General features: G+C 42.0%; 17 protein-coding genes and 1 pseudogene. 7 read left to right on the top strand and 11 right to left on the bottom strand.

The window, feature by feature from the left end:
• Positions 1–135: 135 nt before the first annotated feature.
• The 4 genes from AX660_RS14080 to AX660_RS14065 are packed head-to-tail and all read right to left on the bottom strand — an operon-like array spanning position 136 to position 6,235.
• Positions 136–771, bottom strand: coding sequence for a hypothetical protein (locus AX660_RS14080; RefSeq protein ID WP_068378068.1), 636 nt, complete (start codon positions 769–771; stop codon positions 136–138).
• A 53-nt stretch (positions 772–824) separates the two neighbouring features.
• On the bottom strand, positions 825–1,733 hold the full coding sequence (asd, locus tag AX660_RS14075; RefSeq protein WP_068378066.1) for an archaetidylserine decarboxylase: 909 nt from the start codon (positions 1,731–1,733) through the stop codon (positions 825–827).
• Positions 1,733–4,474 carry a glycosyltransferase gene (locus tag AX660_RS14070; RefSeq protein ID WP_068378064.1) on the bottom strand — a complete coding sequence of 914 codons (2,742 nt, stop codon included), beginning with the start codon at positions 4,472–4,474 and terminating at the stop codon, positions 1,733–1,735. Before AX660_RS14070 ends, asd begins: the two co-directional genes overlap by 1 nt.
• Positions 4,475–4,486: 12 nt before the next feature.
• Positions 4,487–6,235 (bottom strand): aminotransferase class III-fold pyridoxal phosphate-dependent enzyme, encoded by a 1,749-nt coding sequence (locus tag AX660_RS14065; RefSeq protein ID WP_068378062.1) that lies wholly within the window; start codon positions 6,233–6,235, stop codon positions 4,487–4,489.
• Between the two features lie 314 nt (positions 6,236–6,549).
• Between AX660_RS14065 and AX660_RS14060 the strand changes: the two genes are divergently transcribed.
• The 7 genes from AX660_RS14060 (at position 6,550) to AX660_RS14040 (ending at position 12,724) form a co-directional block, all read left to right on the top strand.
• Entirely contained in the window at positions 6,550–8,436 is a 1,887-nt protein-coding gene (locus AX660_RS14060) for a methyl-accepting chemotaxis protein (protein ID WP_068378060.1), read from the top strand.
• A gap of 249 nt (positions 8,437–8,685) precedes the next feature.
• Positions 8,686–9,453 carry a substrate-binding periplasmic protein gene (locus AX660_RS14055; RefSeq protein WP_068378058.1) on the top strand — a complete coding sequence of 256 codons (768 nt, stop codon included), beginning with the start codon at positions 8,686–8,688 and terminating at the stop codon, positions 9,451–9,453.
• Between the two features lie 256 nt (positions 9,454–9,709).
• Positions 9,710–9,886, top strand: coding sequence for a DUF1328 domain-containing protein (locus tag AX660_RS22850; RefSeq protein ID WP_082768918.1), 177 nt, complete (start codon positions 9,710–9,712; stop codon positions 9,884–9,886).
• A 65-nt stretch (positions 9,887–9,951) separates the two neighbouring features.
• The gene (locus AX660_RS14050) at positions 9,952–10,146 is read left to right on the top strand and encodes a hypothetical protein (protein ID WP_068378056.1); all 195 of its coding nucleotides are present in this window, start codon (positions 9,952–9,954) and stop codon (positions 10,144–10,146) included.
• A 73-nt stretch (positions 10,147–10,219) separates the two neighbouring features.
• Entirely contained in the window at positions 10,220–10,390 is a 171-nt protein-coding gene (locus tag AX660_RS23220) for a hypothetical protein (RefSeq protein ID WP_157884340.1), read from the top strand.
• A gap of 122 nt (positions 10,391–10,512) precedes the next feature.
• Positions 10,513–11,832 (top strand): DUF2254 domain-containing protein, encoded by a 1,320-nt coding sequence (locus AX660_RS14045; RefSeq protein WP_068378054.1) that lies wholly within the window; start codon positions 10,513–10,515, stop codon positions 11,830–11,832.
• A 346-nt stretch (positions 11,833–12,178) separates the two neighbouring features.
• Positions 12,179–12,724 carry a BON domain-containing protein gene (locus tag AX660_RS14040; RefSeq protein ID WP_068378052.1) on the top strand — a complete coding sequence of 182 codons (546 nt, stop codon included), beginning with the start codon at positions 12,179–12,181 and terminating at the stop codon, positions 12,722–12,724.
• Between the two features lie 251 nt (positions 12,725–12,975).
• Here the strand turns inward: AX660_RS14040 and AX660_RS14035 are convergent, their stop codons facing one another.
• The 7 genes and pseudogenes from AX660_RS14035 to AX660_RS14010 all read right to left on the bottom strand — a co-directional run bounded on the left by AX660_RS14035 (position 12,976) and on the right by AX660_RS14010 (position 20,294).
• A complete protein-coding gene (locus AX660_RS14035; protein WP_068378050.1) occupies positions 12,976–13,536 on the bottom strand; it encodes a dihydrofolate reductase family protein in 561 nt (186 codons plus the stop codon).
• A 112-nt stretch (positions 13,537–13,648) separates the two neighbouring features.
• Positions 13,649–13,762, bottom strand: a pseudogene (locus tag AX660_RS23715) (DUF6980 family protein); the annotation flags it as partial.
• 170 nt (positions 13,763–13,932) lie between these two features.
• Positions 13,933–15,549 (bottom strand): diacylglycerol kinase family protein, encoded by a 1,617-nt coding sequence (locus AX660_RS14030; protein ID WP_068378048.1) that lies wholly within the window; start codon positions 15,547–15,549, stop codon positions 13,933–13,935.
• Positions 15,550–15,711: 162 nt separating this feature from the next.
• Positions 15,712–16,149 carry a hemerythrin domain-containing protein gene (locus tag AX660_RS14025; RefSeq protein ID WP_068378046.1) on the bottom strand — a complete coding sequence of 146 codons (438 nt, stop codon included), beginning with the start codon at positions 16,147–16,149 and terminating at the stop codon, positions 15,712–15,714.
• Between the two features lie 196 nt (positions 16,150–16,345).
• A complete protein-coding gene (locus AX660_RS14020) occupies positions 16,346–18,328 on the bottom strand; it encodes a response regulator (RefSeq protein ID WP_068378044.1) in 1,983 nt (660 codons plus the stop codon).
• 21 nt (positions 18,329–18,349) lie between these two features.
• Positions 18,350–18,811: a response regulator gene (locus AX660_RS14015; RefSeq protein WP_068378042.1), complete on the bottom strand. Its 462-nt coding sequence runs from the start codon at positions 18,809–18,811 to the stop codon at positions 18,350–18,352.
• Entirely contained in the window at positions 18,801–20,294 is a 1,494-nt protein-coding gene (locus tag AX660_RS14010) for a sensor histidine kinase (protein ID WP_068378040.1), read from the bottom strand. Before AX660_RS14010 ends, AX660_RS14015 begins: the two co-directional genes overlap by 11 nt.
• Positions 20,295–20,330 lie beyond the last annotated feature (36 nt).

Genomic DNA, 20,330 nt, shown 5'->3' with positions numbered 1-20,330 from the left:
ACAGCAGTGGACGCAGAAAAATCATTGAATATATTTTAATATTGGTCTTCTCCCGTTCTGATTGTTTTATCAAACTCAATCATGGCAAATGGATACCGTAAGGTGGGAGGAGACCATCACATCAGGTTAATTTAGTTATGATTTAACCGGCTGGTTTTCAAATGAGGCTTCTTCGTACCAATCATTCATGTGATCGTACATTTCACCCTTCATAATGTAATAGGGTGATTTATGGTAAATTTTAATATCGTGAAAGGGGTCGGTGATGATTTTGCTCATCCACACTAAACCTGATTGCACACCCATCAATTTAAATAAATGTATTGTTCTAAATGCAATTGCGCCTAAACCAACATATAGCCAAATGATGGCCATATTATTGATAAAACCTGTAAAAGTACTGGCTGGGGTAAATGCGCCAAAAAAATCAGGTTTAAAAAACAGTACCACAGGGACTAAGGCCCAAATGGATAACAACACCACTTTACGTGACAAGTTATAGCCTACTTTTACGCTTTCTTTGTATTGGTGGGTGGCCTTGTTAACTTCGTCATAGGATTTAGGCTCAAAGAAAAAATGCCCAGTTTGGCGTAATACCATAGCTAATAACCAACCTACCAAAGCCGCTGCCGCAGGATAATAGAATACCAGTATGTAGCTGGCCAAAAAGCTCATGGCGCTGAGTAAATGCAGAAACTGGTTAATACGATTATGGTGATAATAACGGTGATCATCCCAACGTTGTTTTTGTAATTCTTCGAAAAAAGTCATGTAGTGATCCTTGCTGCAGTGAAAGTAAGAGTTATAGGTCAGGGTTAATTAACTCAAGCTCCGGCGTAAGCTGGGCTTGTGTGGCTATCGTTTGACTCAGGCTCTGCACTAAGTAAGGCCTCACCCATTTTTATGGGCTGGCCTGGTGTTATGCCTGGACAAAGTTGATATTCGTGGCTTGCAAAAACAATAATGGTCGAGCCATGCTGGAAATAGCCCATTTCGGCGCCTTTGCTAAACTGGGCGTCACAAGGGATCACATTAGCCCCTCGGTATGACAAATTAAGGGTTTGAGACAAAAAGTTAAATTTCATACTGGCGACTAAAATCGCGGCGACTGGTACTAAAGTAATACTGCTGTTAGGTCGGTCGAGCTTAAGTTCGATGACGGCACGTTCATTCTTGCAAAACAGTTTTTCGACCCGTTTAAGGGCGATAGGATTGACGTTCCACGTATCACCAGAGATATAGTTAACTTGCTTAACCTGGCAGTCTACTGGCGCATGAAAACGGTGATACATACTGGACTTAAGGCGCAGTGTTACAAATACCCCGTTACGGTATTTATGGGCAATACGCACATCGGGGATGAGCTCACTCAACTCATAAGGAAAGCCTTTGGCCTGAAAAACTTTAGATCCTTCGACTCTGCCACAGGCGCCCACAATGGCATCACATGGGCTGGATACTATGTCAATACGCTGATCAATCGGCCGTAAGCCGTCTTTCAGTTCGCGAGTAAAACACTCCCCTAAGCTAGTAAACTTCTGCTTTTTAGCATCTTGTAAACGTAAGTCTTCCGCAAAACATTGCCAGATGGCGATAGAGATTTTGGCCAACAGTGGACTTTCAATTTGGCTAAACCAGCCCATAAACAAGGTCAGCCAGCGGCGTGGTATACGGTTAGTCAGTAAAAAGTTAAATTGCTCAGTTTTAGTTAAAGTATGAACGGCGGTTTTCACTAGGCGACTGTCTTCTGTTGGTTGTAAACGGGTGGTCTTTCTGACTTTTGTTGCTTATACACCGATGGCGAATCCAAACCTAAATCACTTAAAAACTGCTGCATGATAGGTTCGGCCTGATAGTCGGCAGCGCGTTGTCGAGCCTGTTGACGCATCAGCTGTTGTTTTTCAGGTGTATTAAAAAACTCAACGATGCGCGCGGCCATGCCGTCAATATCATCAACTAAATAACCATTAACTTCGTGTTGAATAATGTCTTTGGGGCCCTTGCAGTTATAAGCGATGGTTGGCATTCCATGCACAAAAGCTTCAAGAATGACGTTGCCAAAAGTGTCAAAGCGCGAGGGAAATACAAACAAATCTAAGCCCAAGTACAAGGACGCCAGCTGTTTTTTGTTTTGCCAGCCCACAAAAGTGGCATCAGGCATTTTCTGTTTGAGTTTTTCAGTAGCGGGCCCATCACCTGCAATCACTATTTTAAGCTCAGGCAAACGTTGTCTGGCCAGCGCGACAATTTTAGGTAAATCAAAAATGCCTTTTTCTTGGCTAATTCGACAGGCAATAAACAACACCGGCGTAAGGTCGGTAGCGCCGGGGATCAATACATCTTTATGCACCGGCTGCATTTGTGTATCACAGGGCTGAGTATGATGTGCCGTTAAAAACACCTGCTCTTTATTGAGCTGCATTTCGTGGCCGGTAAGCCAGGCTTTATGCTCTTGATTGAGCACAAAAATGCCGTCAAAACGATTGTACAGTGCGCGCATTAAACGCCTGACTCGGTCACGCTCAAATTGGTTGAGGTCGGTGGTATGTTTAATAAAATCGATCCAATCGGTATGCATAAAAAAGAAACTTGGCACATTAAACATTTGCTGCAAAAACAGCGCGACCACCGCCATGGGCCCTTCGGTTGAACACACTATTCTGTCGTAACCACCTGCATAAAATATGCGGGCGATTTCCATGATGTCGGGGATACGAATTTGCTGCTCGCCATAACGCTGCACTTCAAATTCAGCTATCGGTCTCACTACATGTAAGTGAGGTTCAGCTTGCGCTTCGCTGTGACAAATCAAAAAATCAATGGCTAGGTCAGATTTTTGGATTTCACGCAATTTGCCTGATAAAGACGTCGACACACCGTTTTTATCCAACAAGGTATCGGTCAAATAAAGCGCGCGTTTACTGTGCTGATTTTTGCCAAGATGTTGGGCAAATTGATTGAGTAAGTCACGGTTTTGGTAGAGCACCCGAGTCGAGGCTAAATTGGAACCAGCCAAAATAACGCTGATTAGTACCGGAAAAGACAAGTTATCAAACAGCTTGCCCATGTTCACATTGCTCATATTGTCTTGGCGTTTGCCATCACCTAAAAACAAAGCGGTAAGCTGGCTGGGTATTTCTAATTTACGTGTGAGTTCTTCGGTAGAAAAACTCTCAAGTAATACCCCCTGATTGCTGTTAATAGCACAAGCAATACGTTTAGCAATTAACTGATTTAAGTGAGTAAACAACTCACTCATCGCCGTATTTACCGTATCAATATAACTTTCAGGGTTATTCCGTTTGGCATCGGCAATACGTTCAAGTTGAGCGATACAAAATTTGTAGTCTTTCGATACCTGCCACTTCAGCAGTTTGTTCGGTTTTTTACCTTGCAGGGCATCATGCACAAAGGAGAAAAACTTCATGGTCTTTTTGTGTTTTTGCATCTCTAACAACACATTAGAAACGGCAAAACAGCCAATTTTGTCCCAGGTAGAACCACGGTGTAAAAGGATACGTAACAAACCGGGATCTTTAATTTTGGTCGCAACTTGAGAAAAATAATCCAATAAGGAAATATTCAATTTTTGGTTTTCAGCGATTTGACCAAAAGGTGCAATATTGCCTTTTTTCAGGGCTTCGAGTGCTAACTCTGAGGGCTTTTCTGTTTTGAGTCTTTCTTGCAAATTAGGCACATACAACCACGAGCCACACTGCCCTGCAAAAATTCCGGTATGATCATCCGAGCCGCCAGTCAGCACTTTAGGCTGCTTGGGATCAACCCCAAAAGTCGCTGGATTAAGATTGTGCCGTCTGGCGTATTCAGTGATTTTTTCAGGCGTTAGGCTTTGTAGCCAATTAAGCGTTAAGACACTTTGCCACAGGTCGCGCTGGCCGTTTAATACTTCAAAACGCGAAAACATCACCGCCAGTTTTTCAAATAACGACAAGTCGATTAAGTCGTTACGGGTATAAAAATACAAAGGGTGAGGCAAAATAACCGGGATATCTTCGTCGGCGGCATATCGTAGAAAATCATAAATATTCTGGCGTTTTTTATTCAGTACCACTTCCTGATCACGGCTAAAACCGTAAGTCAGCACATGAATAAACAACTCATATTCTGGAAAGTAGCAGGTAAATTCAGCGCCGACTAAGACATCTTGGCCGCTATCTTTTAGCTCCCAACAAGAACGTGCATTATTGTGGTTAGTGATTGTCAGGGCTGAATTGCCATTGGCAACTAAGGTGGATACCAGTTTTTTGGTTTTCAGCCAGGTTTCGGGTAATCGTAGTATGCGTCCCCAAAGTTCATCGGGCACATCACTATTGTGATCATGACAATGAAAGTCGATTTTAAGGCAATTATTAGGATTAAATCGCTGGGCCTGTAGCTCGATAAACGTTGCAAACTCTTGCTCCAGTGACTGTCGGAATTCTGGTTTAGTTTTACTGAGTAGATGCACTGACATGGTCAACCCGCCTTAGTTAACTGGTTTAGTTAAGTGGTTTTGCTGTGCCCGCATTTGCTGAGCCTGCTTTTCCAGAGCCAGTAAAGGTCTGGGTAATAGTCCTGCTATCATTGGAAATTTCGCGCTTAACATGTCGGATAAAAACTGACGTTTAATGGTTTTATTGCTCAACTGGGGCGATTGCCACCACCAATGGTCTTGCTGCATCTGCTGGGCGGCAGAGACAAAACACTCCACCACCTCCTTGAATTCTTGATCTGTAAAACTAAAACTCATGATCAAACGCCCAGTGCCTGTCCAACTCAACTCCACGCCATGATTTTTTAGGTAGAACTGCAACATCCAGTTGTAACGGCTTGGCAGGGTGTAACTGACCGACAAAATAGAATGAATATTACTGATCTTAAGTGGCAGTTTTTCAGCCTGTAAACGTTGATTAAAATAGGCAACACGGCTATTCCACAAGGCTTCAGATTGCTGATATTGCTGTTGAATCTCAGCGCTTTGAATACGTTTTAAAAATACATTCATAGCACCCATTACATAAGGGTGAGAATTAAAGGTGCCACGGGCGAGCGATACATGGGCCGGTTGCTCTAACTTAAAACGTTTCATTAACTGGTGAGTACCAGCCACTACGCCTATGGGTAAACCGCCTCCTAGGGTTTTACCATAGGTGACCATATCCGCTTGAATGCCGTAAAATTCTTGAGCACCACGATAAGCTAAGCGAAAACCGGTAAATACCTCATCAAAAATCAGCACAATATTACGTTCAGTGCAGATCTGCCGAATACGTGCCAGCCAGCGACTGTAAGCTTGTTTATCAAAGCCAGTTTTACGCTCACTGGCGAGCAAGCCAGTATCAGCAGGCGCATCGTTATTGCGGTGAAAAGCCTGCAAGGGATTAATTAAGACACAGGCAATGTCTTTGCGGGTCGCGAGTACTTTTAAACTGTGTTCATTTTCGTCAGCTAAGGTATAGACATCGTGGGTAACACGGGTATTGCCCACTCCGGGTTGCACCCCATCCCACCAGCCATGATAAGCACCACAAAAACGTACTAAATGACTTTTACCTGTGTGATAACGGGCCAAACGTACCGCTTGCATCACGGCCTCAGTACCCGACATATGAAACGACACTTCGTCTAAGCCCGAGATCTGTTTGATCATCTCTACATTGTCGTTAATCAGAGGATGATAAGTGCCCAGTACCGGCCCTAATTGTTTGGTTTGGTTTATGCCCTCTTCCATGCAGGCTTTATAAAAGTCATAACCAAATACATTTACCCCATAAGAGCCTGACAAATCGTAGCGCCAATTACCGTCCAAATCTTTGATTTTGGACCCCTTGGTTTCATCGGCTATCGAGCCAAGTTTAAAACACTTAGGCAAGCCATTACGGTAAGGAAAAGGAATACGATAGTGACTGGTAAACTGCAGGTCAGATACACTGCTTTCAAGCTGTTCACAGTAAGCTAAGGTCAGTGCACATTGGGTATTAATTGATTTTTCAAGCTCTGCCAGCGCCAAACGCCGCTGTTGACCAATGTTTGCAGGGGCTCCGTCGCTGATAAAAAACACAGCATCGTCGTAACTGAAAAACGGCACTAAACGCGCCATACGTCGCGACCACTTGCTATGACCGCGTAATGAGCCATGTTTGGCTCGAGATAATTGCAATCGCACCCGCATTTTGAGTAATACACTAAGCAGCAAAATTAGCGCAAGGATATAAACAATAATAGCTTGATTCATTGGAACTCATTCACAGCAAGTTTGGCTAAAACTAACATGTGAATTTGAACCATTTATTTCACTTTATAGACATTTGTATGACAACGACGGGGTTTTACTTTGACTAAATTTGCCCGCTAACATCAAGATTTATGAGGCTTGGCCGTTACCTATGCTAAGTTACAATTCAATTTATTCTGGTTAATTCACTATTTGGCGCTGCATGTATTTAGGCTCAAATAGCATGTGACATTAATATGACAAATTTTGACAATCTACTAGATTTAAACTTAGCAGTCTCAAGTCTTGCATCACTGAGTAAAGGTATCCACTAAATGTCCGCACTTAAAAGTATTAAAAACAAACTGATTTTTATTGTTGTATGTGTCGTTATTGGCATGGGTGGATTGATTATTTTACAAAAATCCGCCAGCCATAGTCAGGCACAATTGGCTCAAGCAGAATTGCTAGTCAGCGAAATAGAAAGTGGCATGTTGCTGCAACGTCGTTCAGAAAAAGACTTTATGATGCGTTTGGATTTGAAATATCAACAGACCTTTAATAAAGATTTTGAGCATCTACTTGAAGTCACTGAGCATCTAGATGAAATCCTGCAACAACGAGATCTTGATGCAAGCAAAGTCAAAAAGTTAGAGGGCATACTCACCGATTACCAAGAAGTATTTAACCTCATGGTCGATGAGCAAAAAATCCTCGGCTTAGATCCAGAATCTGGCCTATACGGTAAACTGCGGGCCGCGGTGCAAGATGCCGAACAACGCATAAATACACTGAATCAGATGGATCTGTTGGCGAAAATGTTAATGTTACGCCGCCATGAAAAAGATTTTATGTTACGCCTTGAGATGAAATACCTCGATAGGTTTGACGAAGACTTCACTCAATTTACTAACCTTCTGACTCGCTCAGACATACCTGCCACAAACAAATCGGCAATCCTTGCTAGTATCGAATTATATAAAAGTAATTTTCACACTTTAGTTGAAGGCCAGCAAAATATTGGTTTGACTAGTTCGCAAGGCATTCTCAATGAAATGCGTTCTACAGTGCATAAAACTGAAGAGTTATTAGCTGATTTAAGCGCCAATCTAAAAGTCGCTATTGCGGACAACGCATCCCGCTCAAGCGTTATATCTATGGTAGTCGCTATTGTAATAATGCTGACCGTAATTGCCATTGTAGTGATGGCGGCAATGAGCATCTCTAAACCGGTTAATTACTTGCAAAATTTGATGAACCGCATCAGTTCAAACAAAGACTTAACCCTGCGTTATGAGTTTGACGGTGCCGAAGAAATTAATCAGGTTGGCGCCGCTTTAAATGAAATGATGGTTAGTTTTGAGCATTCAATGAACACCGTAAAAATATCCACAATGCAGCTCAGTGCCTCATCTGAAGAATTAACCATGATCACCAATACGACTCACAGTGGTGTGCAACGTCAGAAAATTGAAACCGAATCAGTCGCCTCTGCCATGGAAGAAATGACCGCCACAGTGAAAGAAGTGGCACGATCCGCCAGTGAAGCAGCTGAGGCATCCCGCCTTGCCGATGATGAGTCAGTGCGAGGTCGCCAATTAGTGGTGGATACTGTATCAGGTATCCGTAACTTGGCTACACAGGTAGTTGAAATTTCGTCTGAGATGGACCAACTGCAACTGGAAGCGGGCAATATTACCACTACGCTGCAGGTGATTGGCTCTATCGCCGATCAAACTAATTTGTTGGCCTTAAATGCTGCTATCGAAGCCGCTCGGGCTGGTGAGCAAGGTCGCGGTTTTGCTGTGGTTGCCGATGAAGTCAGAACCTTAGCTTCCAGGACACAGAAATCGACTCAAGAAATCAGTGTGATTATTGAACGCTTACAAAGTCGCACACGCTCAGCAGTCGCCGTGATGGCCAAAGGGCGCGAACAAGCGCAACGTTGTGTTGAACAAGCGGATGTCGCGGGTGGCGCGCTGGATAAAATTACCAGTGCGGTATCGTCTATCAGCGAACAAAATTTCCAAATAGCTAGCGCCGCAGAAGAACAAAATGCCGTCGCGGCAGAAATCGATCGTAACATCATTAATATCAACGACATCGCTCAAGAATCAACCCTTGCGACCAGTCAAACCCTCGAAACCAGTAATGCTTTGGCCGAACTGGCGACCGAACTACATCATATTGTTGAGCAATTTAAATTAAGTCATAAATCATAATATTGGCCAAGCAGTAACAAACAGCAAGCGCCTTATTTATCCGGCGCTTGCTGCCGCATATTAAACAACAGCGCAGTAATCCACATATTTAAACCGTCTAGCAAGAGTTTAACGAATACCAACTCCATTAAATAAATGGTAAACACTTAAATAAGCGCAACAAAATGTTAGAAAAAGTAGTGTTCAATAAACTGACATTTAGCCTACTATTAAAAAATAGTATTACGGCTTAAAAGATAACTATCGCTAATGATATTAAAATCTCAATTCCTGTTGATTTTATTACTGAGCAGCATAAGTACTGCATTTGCGGCACCAGCAGAGTGTCAAAAAACCATGGGCTGGAACAATGATAATCCGCTGCAGCAAAAATCGCCGGATGAACTGCATATCAGTCGCGATATTGAACTGATGCAAAGGGTATTGGCTAAACTGGACTGTAAAATAAAATTTGTGCAAATGCCCTGGGCCAGATCAATCGTAGAACTGGAAAACGGGCGTATTGATATAATGGGTGGAGCTTATAAAACTCAAGATCGTCAGCAGTTTGCGTGGTATTCAGACTTAGCGTTTGAATCAGCCAACGTATTATTTATGCGCACTGAAGACATCAATAAATATTCAATAACGAGTCTGCAAGATATCCAAAAATATCAGCTCAGAATTGGCACGCAGATTAACGTCATTTACAGTGATGAATTCAACAGCTTATTGGCTGATAAAAACTTTGCCAGGTTGATCCACCCTAATACCAGCCGCCAAGCGCTGTGGAATATGTTAGAAATAGGCCGGATAGACGGTTTTATTTCAGAATTAACTCTAGGTATGAGTGAACTGAAAAAACTCGATTTGAATGCCCAAATAAGCCCCAGCGACTTTGTTGTTTCCAGACAAGCCACTTATTTCATTTTCTCTAAAAAAAGCGTGACAGCTGACTTTGTAAAAGCCGTTGATCATGAATTAGCTCTCATGAGTGACTTAGGCGTGCTCGAATCCCTGCAAAAAAAATATCAATAATCCTATTCATCTGCTTTAGCTATTAACGGCCTTGTCTATGTCTGTGCCATAAACTGCTTTACTCATCGGCAAGTTCTACATTTTTACTTGTAAAAATTGCATGGCCAATACTTTCCAATTCTCCTGCATAAAATCAAAATGTAAATTTATTCCTTTAAAAACAAATAGTTAAAAAACTTTTATACTTTGGCACAATTCAAGCTTTAAGCTAAGTGCAGTTGATATAACTTAAATTGAAACAAGAGGAGTACATCTTATGTTGGGCTGGGCATTAACATTTTTAATCATCGCTATCGTCGCCGCCGTATTCGGATTTGGTGGAATCGCAGGGACAGCAGCAGGTATTGCAAAAATCATCTTTTTTGTATTTGTCGTTTTGCTGGTTATCTCTTTAATCATGAATGCATTACGCGGTAAGTCACCCCCTTTGTAATTTAAAACAATTTATTTTACAGAACGGAAAATTAACTACATTACTAAAACATACGGAGAATTATTATGAACAAGTTAAAAAATCTAGGTCTTATGGCTCTTTTACTTACCTCTTTAGCTGGCATGACTGCCTGTGAAGATAACAACGCTGAAGAGTTAGGTGAAAAACTCGATAAAACCGTGACTGATGCAGGCAATGCTGTCGAAGATGCCTGTGAAGAAGTCAAAGAAGGTGTTGATGCAAAAGACACCGACTGTTAATCAAAGTAGACTCAAAAGAGCTTGCTCTTTTGAGTCTTTACTTTTTTAGTCTGTAATGATCGGAGACTGAATTATGAAAATTTCAATATTACTAATCGTCTTCCTTATTTCCATCGGTTTTTTATTTTCTGTGACATCATTAGGTGAACAGGGGTTTTTACTCTCGCTGCTGTCAGCCTTTGGTGTGTTATGTTTAATCGGCTTTTTTGGCTTACTCTTATTTGCTAAAAAACGCCAAAAATAAACTAGCCTGTCATCTCACTTTACCAACGTTGGCAGCTTAACTGGCAGCATCCAGTATATCCCCAAAGCAGAATACGCTTTATGTACTACTGTTAAATTTGTGCAACATAAACGGAAGTCATAATGAATAGTAAATTACAAACCATACTGGAATCGATACGTACCAGTTTTTGGTTAGTCCCATCATTGATGGTTTGTTGTGCCACCTTAATGGCAAGCGTGTTATTAATTATTGATGGCGCTTATCAAACATCCAACTCAGAGATGTTGCAGTACTTTTACCAAATTTCACCAGAATCCATTCGCGCCATTTTAACCACCATAGCTACGTCAATGATTACCATCACCAGTATTGCGTTTTCGATCACTGTGGTTGCCTTGACGCTTGCCTCATCACAATTTGGTCCGCGCCTGATCCGAAACTTTATGTCAGATCAAGGAACACAATTTGTACTGGGTATGTTTGTTGCCATATTTGTATACTGCCTGTTGATTTTACAAGCCATCAAATCAACAGATCAAAGCGATTTTATTCCTGGATTATCTGTTTATGTTGCTATCGCTTTAGCTTTTGTTGGTGTAGGGGTATTGATTTATTTTATTCATCATGTGGCCCATTCGATTCAAGCAGACAACGTCATTGAACAAGTCTATTGCCAATTACAAAGTAATATAGCTCGTCTGTTCCCCGATTATTCCAACTCTAAGCCAACGCAACAATCTAACCCCGATAAACTATATGACTTATTCCAAGGGCAATCTGAAATAAGAGCCCTAAGCGATGGTTATGTGCAAACCGTTAATATAGATAAGCTGTTGGAGTTGGGCTCAGACTTTGACATGGGTTTTGAAGTGGTGGTCGCCGCTGGGGATTTTATTACAAAAGATGCCACAATCATGAGCGTATTTTACCAGCAGGATAAACCCGCTCCTGAGCATAGCGTTATACTAAATAACGTTGTTTTAGGCGCAAAACGTACACCAATACAGGATCCGGAATTTGCTATTCACCAATTGGTTGAAATAGCCGTCAGAGCTCTGTCACCAGGTATCAATGATCCTTATACTGCAATAAGCTGTGTGGATAAACTTAGTGCCATGCTATGTAAATTAACCCAGCGCCAATTCCCAGCTTCCGCCTATTATGATGATGAAGACAAATTACGCTTAATAAGCAGAGCATTTACCTTTAGTGGACTTGGCCAAGCCGCATTTAATCAAATACGACAATACGCAAAAGACAGTATTGCTGTCACCATACGCCTAGTTGAGGGCCTTGAGTCAATCTCTATACAGGCTCAAACTAAGGAGCACAGCGACTTTGTTTTTGACCAATCTAAGGCAATTGCAGAAGTGTTAAACCAATCATCGATGTCGAGCCGTGATCGAGATGACATCAGCAAACGACTTGAGCGGATCAGTCAGAAAAAAAGCAGAAACTAGAAACTAGAAACTAGAAACTAGAAACTAGAAACTAGAAACTAGAAACTAGAAACTAGAATTATACCTAAGAGCAACACGCAAAATTACCAAAGTCATTTGACTCTTATACCTCCCCCAAAAATGAAATTCATTAGCTATTAGAGAGTTAGGACATCGGCTTTTAACTAGTATTTGGTATCTATTTACTGCTTTAGCGCTATGAACTATTTACAAAAATACCGTAAAAATTACCCTTATATATTACTCACAAAACCCTCATGTTAGAATTTAATCTATAAATTTCAATAAGTTATAATTTGGCACAAGAATCGCTTTAGTTACTGTGAACATTAACAGGAGAATACTTATGAAATTTACAATGAAACCAGTAGTTCTTGCAGTAGCTCTTACAACCGCTTCTTTAACCGTTAATGCTGGTGACAGCTGGAAAGATAGCGCTAAAGACGCTTGGATAGATGGCAAAGCCGAAACCACATTATTGTTTAACGAACACCTTAGTTCGTTTGATATCAACACTGACGTAAAAGACGGCGTGGTTATGTTAACCGGCAAAGTTGAACGTGAAGTAGACAAAGCCTTAGCGACCGAACTGATTATGTCATTGGATGGCGTAACCGACGTTAATAACGAACTTACCGTTGTTAACCAAAATGAAGAAGATTCTGAAATCATGGACGATTTAAAAGATTCAAAGGTTGAAACAGTGGTGAAAACCCGCCTGTTATTTGAATCAGAAGTCAGCGGCCTCGATATTGAAGTGGAAGCCAACAAAGGTACAGTAACCTTGACGGGTAAAGTTGACAGTGAAGCAGAGCGTGATTTAGCTATTGCCATTGCCAAACGCACTAATGACGTAAAAAACGTCATTGATAAGCTGCAAATTGTTAGTTAATCACGCACTTATCATCCCATTAAAAATACCCGCCCGTCAGCGGGTATTTTTTTATCTTAAAAGAAAGTGCAGAAACGAGAAACTGATGAAAGCCCTTCACCATAGCTGGCAAAACATAAAACCATTCTCTTTTGGGCATGCCTGAAACACATCCCGTCAGGAAGAGGAGCACTCCAATGAATATATATTTCAGCAGCCTTACTCGTATTTCAACTCTTAGGTAATACGCGTATCTTTTAATGACTTAGGTATTAGCTCTGGCAACGCCGATAATGCATAGCAACAGCACCATTACTAAGCGGTGTTGCCGAAACTAACTCAAGCCGTCGCGTGCTTGTCAACCCACTCTGATATAAGGTCGGGCCGTGACCTGCGATTCTAGGGTGGACGAGGAATTTGTACTCATCTATTAAATCCAGCCGATCAAGCTCTACTGCGAGCTTACTGCTACCAAGGAGCACACCAGTTGGTGTCGCATCCTTGAGTTTCTGCACCTCTGTGCGTAGGTCGCCAGCGATGTGTTGGCTATTGGCCCACGGAAAGTTCTTGCGCGTAGACGCCACCACATACTTTTGCTTGGCCTCTAGTTTGACCGCCCACTCTCGAATTGCGGGTGCAGCCTCAATGTCGCCACGGGCCACCTCCGGCCAGTAACTTTCCATCATTTCGTAGGTGGTGCGACCCCATAACATCGCCCCACACTCATCCATGAGGCGAGTAAAAAAAGCATGTGTCTCGACGTCGGCTATTCCCTCTTGGTGATCGATGCAACCGTCAAGCGTAACATTGATGCTAAATATCAATAGTCCCATAAGTAAAGTCTCTGGTTAATGCCCCAAGCCGTAGAAAACGACAGCGCTTTAGCGGGGTCAGTGAGTGGTTTTCCGATAATTTAACTGGTTAAATGCCATGTTCAAATAACCTTTATCTTTTACCTAGATTTGCACCACACCAAGGACAACATTCAATTGTAATCTTGCTAGTGACGCCAGCATGGATAATGAAACCAGAACTATCATTATGTATAGCAACTAAAACATCTGGGCATTCTTAGGTTTGGCCCAGTGATGTCTTTTAACAATTATTAGTGAGGATGCATGCTACATCCGCTAAAGGAATAGTCGAAATGTAGCTGACTGACGGGTTAATTTTTTAATTAATTCATAGTATTAATCTATTACCCAGCGCTAATTTTTAACATCATTGGCCTATTGGCTAACCAGTATGTTTAGCGAAGAAGGATTAATGGAGATCACTAACTCTTCATCCTTAAAGTTTTCACCATCAATGACATAATCTATGGGTTTATCACTGCTGATTTTGATTTTTTGGGCTTTGGTATATTCCACACTTTCTGGCTGAAATCCCTCAAACAAGCCACTCATGACCAACTCTGACATGGTGTAGATATGCTCATGGGGATCATCTCTGGGGGGTAGCCAGGTAATGTCTAACTGTCCATCTTGAAAATTTGGCTCTCCACCACCTTGCGCCAGTACGGTTAAAAACGGCGCGGCGTTAGCAACAATTAAACTGCAGGCTTCGATGGTTTGTGGTGCTTGTTGATCAACGGTGATATGCAAAGTGTGGGGTTCATTTTGATTCACGGCATCCCACAGCGCACGTAAATAGGCCAGTTGGCCACCTTGATCTTTTTGTTCACGATCAGCAGAGGCAATCATTTTTTGCTCAAATCCAATACCCACCACTAGCAGTACCAAATGTTGGTTGCAGTAAGCGGTATCAATCTTTTGCACTTGCCCAGCAATGATATGTTCACAAGCCACTTCTATCGGGATGATTTTACTTTTTAGGCCAAACAATACATGGGCTAAGGCATTAGCTGTACCTAAGGGGATAATGCCGAGGGTTAGTTCGGTATTAATTAATTCAGCAGCAACTGCCGACAAGGTACCGTCGCCACCACAGGCAATAATGGTGGTCGCCCCTTCAGCGATAGCCTGTTGCGCCAACTCACCCGCACTTATTTGTTTGGTAGTTTCAACCATTTTAAGCTGAAAGTGCCCAGCAAAACGCTGTTCTATTTCCTCTTTATAAATTTGCCATTTAGCCCCACCGGATACCGGATTAGCTATCAACCAAGCAGGTTTACGCAAGTCTAAACCACCATTTCGATGAATTTTGATTAAAGCTTTAAGCTGCGAACGATTCAGCGCCGCGGTTTGCCGGATATCGTTAATGCGTTTAAGCGCTTGTTCGACGCTAAGTTGTGGGTAACGGCACAATAAATACGCCGCCACCACTAATACCGAGCGCCCTCGCCCCAGCGCGCAATGCACTACCACTGGTTTGCCAGCACGTTGCTGATTGGCGATCCAGTGCATGGCATGCATCAAGTCTTGCTTTTTGGGGCTTTGATGATCAAGCACAGGTACGTTCAAGTAAGCTAAATCCTCGGCGTGAGCTGTCCAGTCTAAACCATCAAATTCAGCGGTAACATCAACCAAGGCTTTAACACCTTTAGCATGTAGCTCGGGCATGTCAGCAGAAAAAAGCCGACATGCTAAAAATAACTTGTCGTCTATTTGTTGTATAGCGGGCACCTTGTCACGTTTTCTCGCCCAAAGATTATAAAGCTGCACACCCGCTAAAAACGGGATAAACAGCCAACGTATTGTTAGCGGTATAGTACCATCTTGTTTTTTACGAAAAATACTCGGCATTTGTAATAGATAGGCACTACTCACCGCCGCCAGTGATAAACCAATCCATATAAAAATAATATTGAAAACAAAATACGTAGAAAAATATGCCAGCACAAAACTCAATATTGCCGCAGCAAGATAATATTTGATGATAAACATAGCGGCTCCTATTGCTGTAATTAAAGGGAAATGGAACTTTAGCTTTCAAGCAAAAAAGACTTGGCGCTCTCAGTAAACTGAGGGCTAACCAAGTCAAATGTTGGGTAATCCTTCCCAACAAACTTTTGCCTAATTGGCGCTGCTTAAGCTGAATGCGCTTAATCACCCATGATGTGAGAGCATTTCGTTTTTATACGCCGTGGCTAATTGGTCTTTTTGCTCTGCGCTTAATACCTTACCCGCTTGCTGAAAAAATTCGTGCTCTTCTTCGCTCAGATGATGCAACACTCTTTCTTGCAAGGTTTTCATGTGCAGTAACCACGCCGATGAACTCATGGCAGTTTGCTCAAGTTTTTCGACCAATTCATCAATTTCGTGATGTTCAGCAATAGCATGTCTGGATGGTTCAATGGTGTTATCACTAGCCATTAGTGGTACATAAAAGTGGCGCTCTTCAGCGATAGCATGTTTTGCCAATTCAGCTTTTAGCTCCTTAAAAAAGGTACTACGACTGGGACTATCACCAGAGGTTTCCATCAGTACTTTCATTAACAAGCGCTGTTTTTCATGATCCTGACGAATGGCTTCAAAAATTTTCATACTGCTCTCACTCGCATTTATTAGAAGTAACCTAAACAATGCGAAGGATGTGCCACTTCAAGGCCATGACATAACAGTATGATTTTTAAAGATTAATTTTACATTTTGTGGTTATTAAATGATAAATAGCGTTAGATAGTAGGCAGTTTTTACACGGCTGATGAAACTATTACTCAATGAGTGCAAAAACAAAAAACTAATGCAGGAGGCTTTGTAACTTAGCCAGGTTCAGAGGTTTAAGTAGGGCTTGTTTAATACCTAGTTTGTCTAATTCAAGCTGATTTACCTGTGAGCCACTGACAACAACAATTTCCGCCGCAGGATGCAGCAGCCTGATCTGTGCCGCTAAACTTAGGCCATCCAAATCAGGTAGTTGGAGATCCAATAAAATCTTGCCGTACACACTGTGACCTTTTAATAAGGTTAAACACTCCTGTGCATTGGCTGCCACTGCCACAGTGGCGCCTAAACTTTGTAATAACAGTTGCGTGATCTCAGCAGCGTCGTGATCATCTTCAACCAACAAGATATCGTAGGGTAATACTGCAGGGCTGTGTTTAAGCTCATCAGCCAATCCACTCTCAGACTTAACACTGTCTGACTTAGCACTGTCAGATAAATAGTGGCTTAGGCTCAGATACAAGGCGGTTTTATTGAGGGGTTTGTACAATACATCTGAAAATCCAATCGCTAACAGCGAATGCTTAACCCCTTTTAATGCAGCGGCAGTCACTGCAATCACCGGTGATTCAAACCCTAACTGACGGATCTTGGCGATGGCTTCTCTGCCATCCATCACCGGCATATGCACATCCATTAACACCAAATCATAAGGTTGTTGCTGTGCCATTGACTGCTGGCATTTCTCTAAAGCTATTAAACCGTTACGCGCAGTTTCGGTCTGTAAACCAAAATTAATACAGATATTTTTGATTAAATGTCGAATGTCATTGGCATCGTCTACCACTAGCACTCTACCGCTCAAGGTGGGCAAAAATTCCGTTTTATTTGCATGGGCAGTTTTATCAAAGGTTAACATTTGCCTGCTGACATGAGTGATGTCACCAGGAGTAATCGCAAAACGAAAACAACTGCCTACTCCAGGTTGCGACTCCACAGCAAGCTCGCCCCCCATACGTTTTACCAGTTCGGTACAAATTGCCAAACCCAGACCCGCACCAGATTCTTTACGAGTAACGATGTCTTCGATTTGCTCAAAAGGTTTAAAAATACTATTCAGGCGGGCGGGTGGGATCCCCATACCAGTATCCTGTACGGCAAAGGACAACTGCTCATTAGTCCCGCTACCTTGCATGGCTAATTTGATCGTGACTTGCCCTTGTTCAGTAAATTTAATCGCGTTGTAGGTCAGGTTAATTAATATCTGGCGTAATCGTGTGGCATCAGCATAAATACTTACCGGTAAAAGTGAGGTGCTTTCTACAACCAGAGTTAAGCCTTTATCTTGGGCGTTGATTTGCAATAAATAAAATACATCAGCGATAAAACTGTCCAGTTGTATTTGGCTCGGATTAAGCTCTAGTTTGTCAGCGGCGATTTTAGATAGATCTAATACATCGTTTAACAAACTCAACAAATGTTTGCCATTACTCAAAATAATATTCAGTTCAGAAGCCGCCTGCTGGGCTTTTTCGCTGTTGAGTAATAATTCTGTGTAACCCAAAATTGAGGTAAGAGGAGTACGCAGTTCATGGCTGAGATGCGCTAAAAAACGGTCTTTGGAGCGATTTTGGGTTTCGGCTTTTAGTCGCTCTAAACGTTCTTTGGTCGCATCATTTCGAGCTAGGGCATAACGCACGGCTCTGGCAAAACGATCGGTGGATATCTCATCTTTGTTTAAATAATCGACAGCGCCTGCCGCAAGGGCATATTTATCTAAACTGTCATCGGTTTGACCGGTAAGCATGATAATCGGGGTATTACAGTTTTTTTGTTCAGCCTGACGTAATACCTCTAAACCACTTTGAGCCCCAAGTTGATAATCCAGCAAACAAATATCAAAATCGTCGTGTATTAATTTATCGAGCGCCTGTTTAGAATCCGTTACCCACTCAATATCAAAACAATAAGATTCAAGTTGTGCGAGCGAGTCACTGGTGAGGATGTAATCATCTTCATCATCCTCCACCAACAAAATACGCGCGCTTTTAATCACCATTTTCAGGCTACTCTGTCTAACTTATTCACAGTCGTCACTCGGTAGTTCAACAAATTCAACCCAATAACTGCCTATCGCCTTCATCAAGCCCACTAAACCTTCAAAATTAACGGGTTTGGTAATATAGGATGCTGCACCTAAACCGTAACCTTTCACCATGTCTTCCTCTTGCTGAGAGGTTGTTAGGATAACCACAGGGATACCTTTTAACAGTGGATCAGCCTTAATTTGCTGTAGCGCTTCGCGCCCATCCATACGTGGCATATTCAAATCGAGTAAAATGAGTCCCGGTTTGGGATACAAGGTTTTATCGCTATATTTATCTTCACGGCGTAAGTATTTGAGCAACTCAACACCATCTTCAACACAATATAGTTGGTTTAGTACTCGACTTTCTTTGAGGGCATCTTGGGTTAACAAACGATCATCTTCATCATCATCAGCCATTAAAATGGTTATTGAACGCGTTTTGCTAAATGGCATTTCTTTGCTCCCTGTCTAAATGTAAATTAATAAGGCTGGCAGATATTTTGATGGTAAATACCGAGCCAATACCGGGTTCGCTACTTGCTGTTATCACACCAAAATGCCTTTCAACAATACGCCGACACACGGCTAAACCAATCCCCGTGCCTTTATATTCCTCGCGCGAATGTAAACGTTGAAAGGGTGAAAAAATCTTGTCTGCATATTCTTGTTCAAAGCCAATACCGGTATCACTGATAGTAATAATATGCCAATCCTCATCCAGTTTGTCGGCATGTTCACTGTGTTCAAGATGATAGTTAAAGGTAATTGTTGTTGGCACATCCGCTTTTTTGAATTTGACAGCATTCGAAATCAGATTAAGAAACAACTGGTACATTTGACTGGGATCAGCATCGACTTCAGGTAAGTCACAACGTTCTACTCTAGCGTTTGATTCAGTAATGGCTATTTCTAAATCATCTAATACTGTAGTGATTGTTTGATTTAGATCTGTCGCGACAAAGTCTTTACCCCTTGTGGTGATCCGCGAAAACTCAAGTAAATCATTAATCAAATCAGACATACGTTCGGCAGCATTGCGCATACGATTGATATAATCCGCGCCCCTGTCATCCAACATACTGGTATAGTTCGTTTGCAGCCTATCACCAAAGGCCCTGATTTTACGTAAAGGCTCCTGTAGATCATGTGAGGCTACAAAGGCAAAATCTTCTAGTTCACGATTACTCAATTTAAGCTCTTGTGAATATAACTTAAGTTCAGCAGTGCGTTCTTCAACCTTGTTTTGCAACACTTCATTTTGCTCTATCAGTTCGGCTTTATGTTGTTGTTCAATACGTAAATTCAACCTAGCCAAAAATACCATGCCAATTAACAACAGCGAGCTGGTGATTGCTGAAATCATAAAAGTTATCTGCGCTTCATGCTCAGTTGCAGCCAATTTAGTAAACAGCAACTGACGATAACGTGTTTCAGTACCTTCAACTTCTTCAAAGGTTTGCCGAATGTCGCGATACAGCTCACGCCCTTTACCTGTCATCACCAATTTTATGGCTTGGCGCTCTTGATCTGATAAGGCTAAACCTACCGAAGTGGTTAGTTCATCTAATTTATCCTGAGTGAGGGTAAGTAAGGTATCGATTTTAGCTTTCTGGCCTGGCAACTCTGAACGAATAGCCGCCACCGTTTTTAATTGTAAATTCAGTTCGCTTAAGGCATCAGCATAGGGTGCAAGGTACTCCGCATTTTCGGTCAGTAAATAACCTCGTTGCCCAGATTCAGCAGACAAAATCAGCACATGCAGGCGGTTGAGTTCATTAAGTATATCACTGGCCTTTAACAAACTTTCCTGAGTGGTAGCTAAGGTATTAATGGTCTTACGCGCCAGTAAGGCATTAGCAAAGATGACCCCAATAACTATTATGCTGATAAGCCCCCAGCTTATTTTAGTATTTTCTAACCATTTTATTTTCAGCATTATTTAACTCTTAAATTGGCTCAATGTATAACAAAC

It is taken from the genome of Paraglaciecola hydrolytica (genome assembly GCF_001565895.1).
In the GTDB taxonomy this organism is placed as follows: Bacteria; Pseudomonadota; Gammaproteobacteria; order Enterobacterales; family Alteromonadaceae; genus Paraglaciecola; species Paraglaciecola hydrolytica.
The sequence above is the reverse complement of the archived record's forward strand: the minus strand, read 5'-3'. Positions and strand labels throughout refer to the sequence as shown.

What these genes read in the sequence shown, in the direction of transcription:
- AX660_RS14080 (WP_068378068.1), bottom strand. Translation starts at nt 771, where the DNA reads ATGACTTTTTTCGAAGAATTACAAAAACAACGTTGGGATGATCACCGT.
- AX660_RS14070 (WP_068378064.1), bottom strand. Translation starts at nt 4,474, where the DNA reads ATGTCAGTGCATCTACTCAGTAAAACTAAACCAGAATTCCGACAGTCA.
- AX660_RS14065 (WP_068378062.1), bottom strand. Translation starts at nt 6,235, where the DNA reads ATGAATCAAGCTATTATTGTTTATATCCTTGCGCTAATTTTGCTGCTT.
- AX660_RS14060 (WP_068378060.1), top strand. Translation starts at nt 6,550, where the DNA reads ATGTCCGCACTTAAAAGTATTAAAAACAAACTGATTTTTATTGTTGTA.
- AX660_RS14055 (WP_068378058.1), top strand. Translation starts at nt 8,686, where the DNA reads ATGATATTAAAATCTCAATTCCTGTTGATTTTATTACTGAGCAGCATA.
- AX660_RS22850 (WP_082768918.1), top strand. Translation starts at nt 9,710, where the DNA reads ATGTTGGGCTGGGCATTAACATTTTTAATCATCGCTATCGTCGCCGCC.
- AX660_RS14050 (WP_068378056.1), top strand. Translation starts at nt 9,952, where the DNA reads ATGAACAAGTTAAAAAATCTAGGTCTTATGGCTCTTTTACTTACCTCT.
- AX660_RS23220 (WP_157884340.1), top strand. Translation starts at nt 10,220, where the DNA reads ATGAAAATTTCAATATTACTAATCGTCTTCCTTATTTCCATCGGTTTT.
- AX660_RS14045 (WP_068378054.1), top strand. Translation starts at nt 10,513, where the DNA reads ATGAATAGTAAATTACAAACCATACTGGAATCGATACGTACCAGTTTT.
- AX660_RS14040 (WP_068378052.1), top strand. Translation starts at nt 12,179, where the DNA reads ATGAAATTTACAATGAAACCAGTAGTTCTTGCAGTAGCTCTTACAACC.
- AX660_RS14035 (WP_068378050.1), bottom strand. Translation starts at nt 13,536, where the DNA reads ATGGGACTATTGATATTTAGCATCAATGTTACGCTTGACGGTTGCATC.
- AX660_RS14030 (WP_068378048.1), bottom strand. Translation starts at nt 15,549, where the DNA reads ATGTTTATCATCAAATATTATCTTGCTGCGGCAATATTGAGTTTTGTG.
- AX660_RS14025 (WP_068378046.1), bottom strand. Translation starts at nt 16,149, where the DNA reads ATGAAAATTTTTGAAGCCATTCGTCAGGATCATGAAAAACAGCGCTTG.
- AX660_RS14020 (WP_068378044.1), bottom strand. Translation starts at nt 18,328, where the DNA reads ATGGTGATTAAAAGCGCGCGTATTTTGTTGGTGGAGGATGATGAAGAT.
- AX660_RS14015 (WP_068378042.1), bottom strand. Translation starts at nt 18,811, where the DNA reads ATGCCATTTAGCAAAACGCGTTCAATAACCATTTTAATGGCTGATGAT.
- AX660_RS14010 (WP_068378040.1), bottom strand. Translation starts at nt 20,294, where the DNA reads ATGCTGAAAATAAAATGGTTAGAAAATACTAAAATAAGCTGGGGGCTT.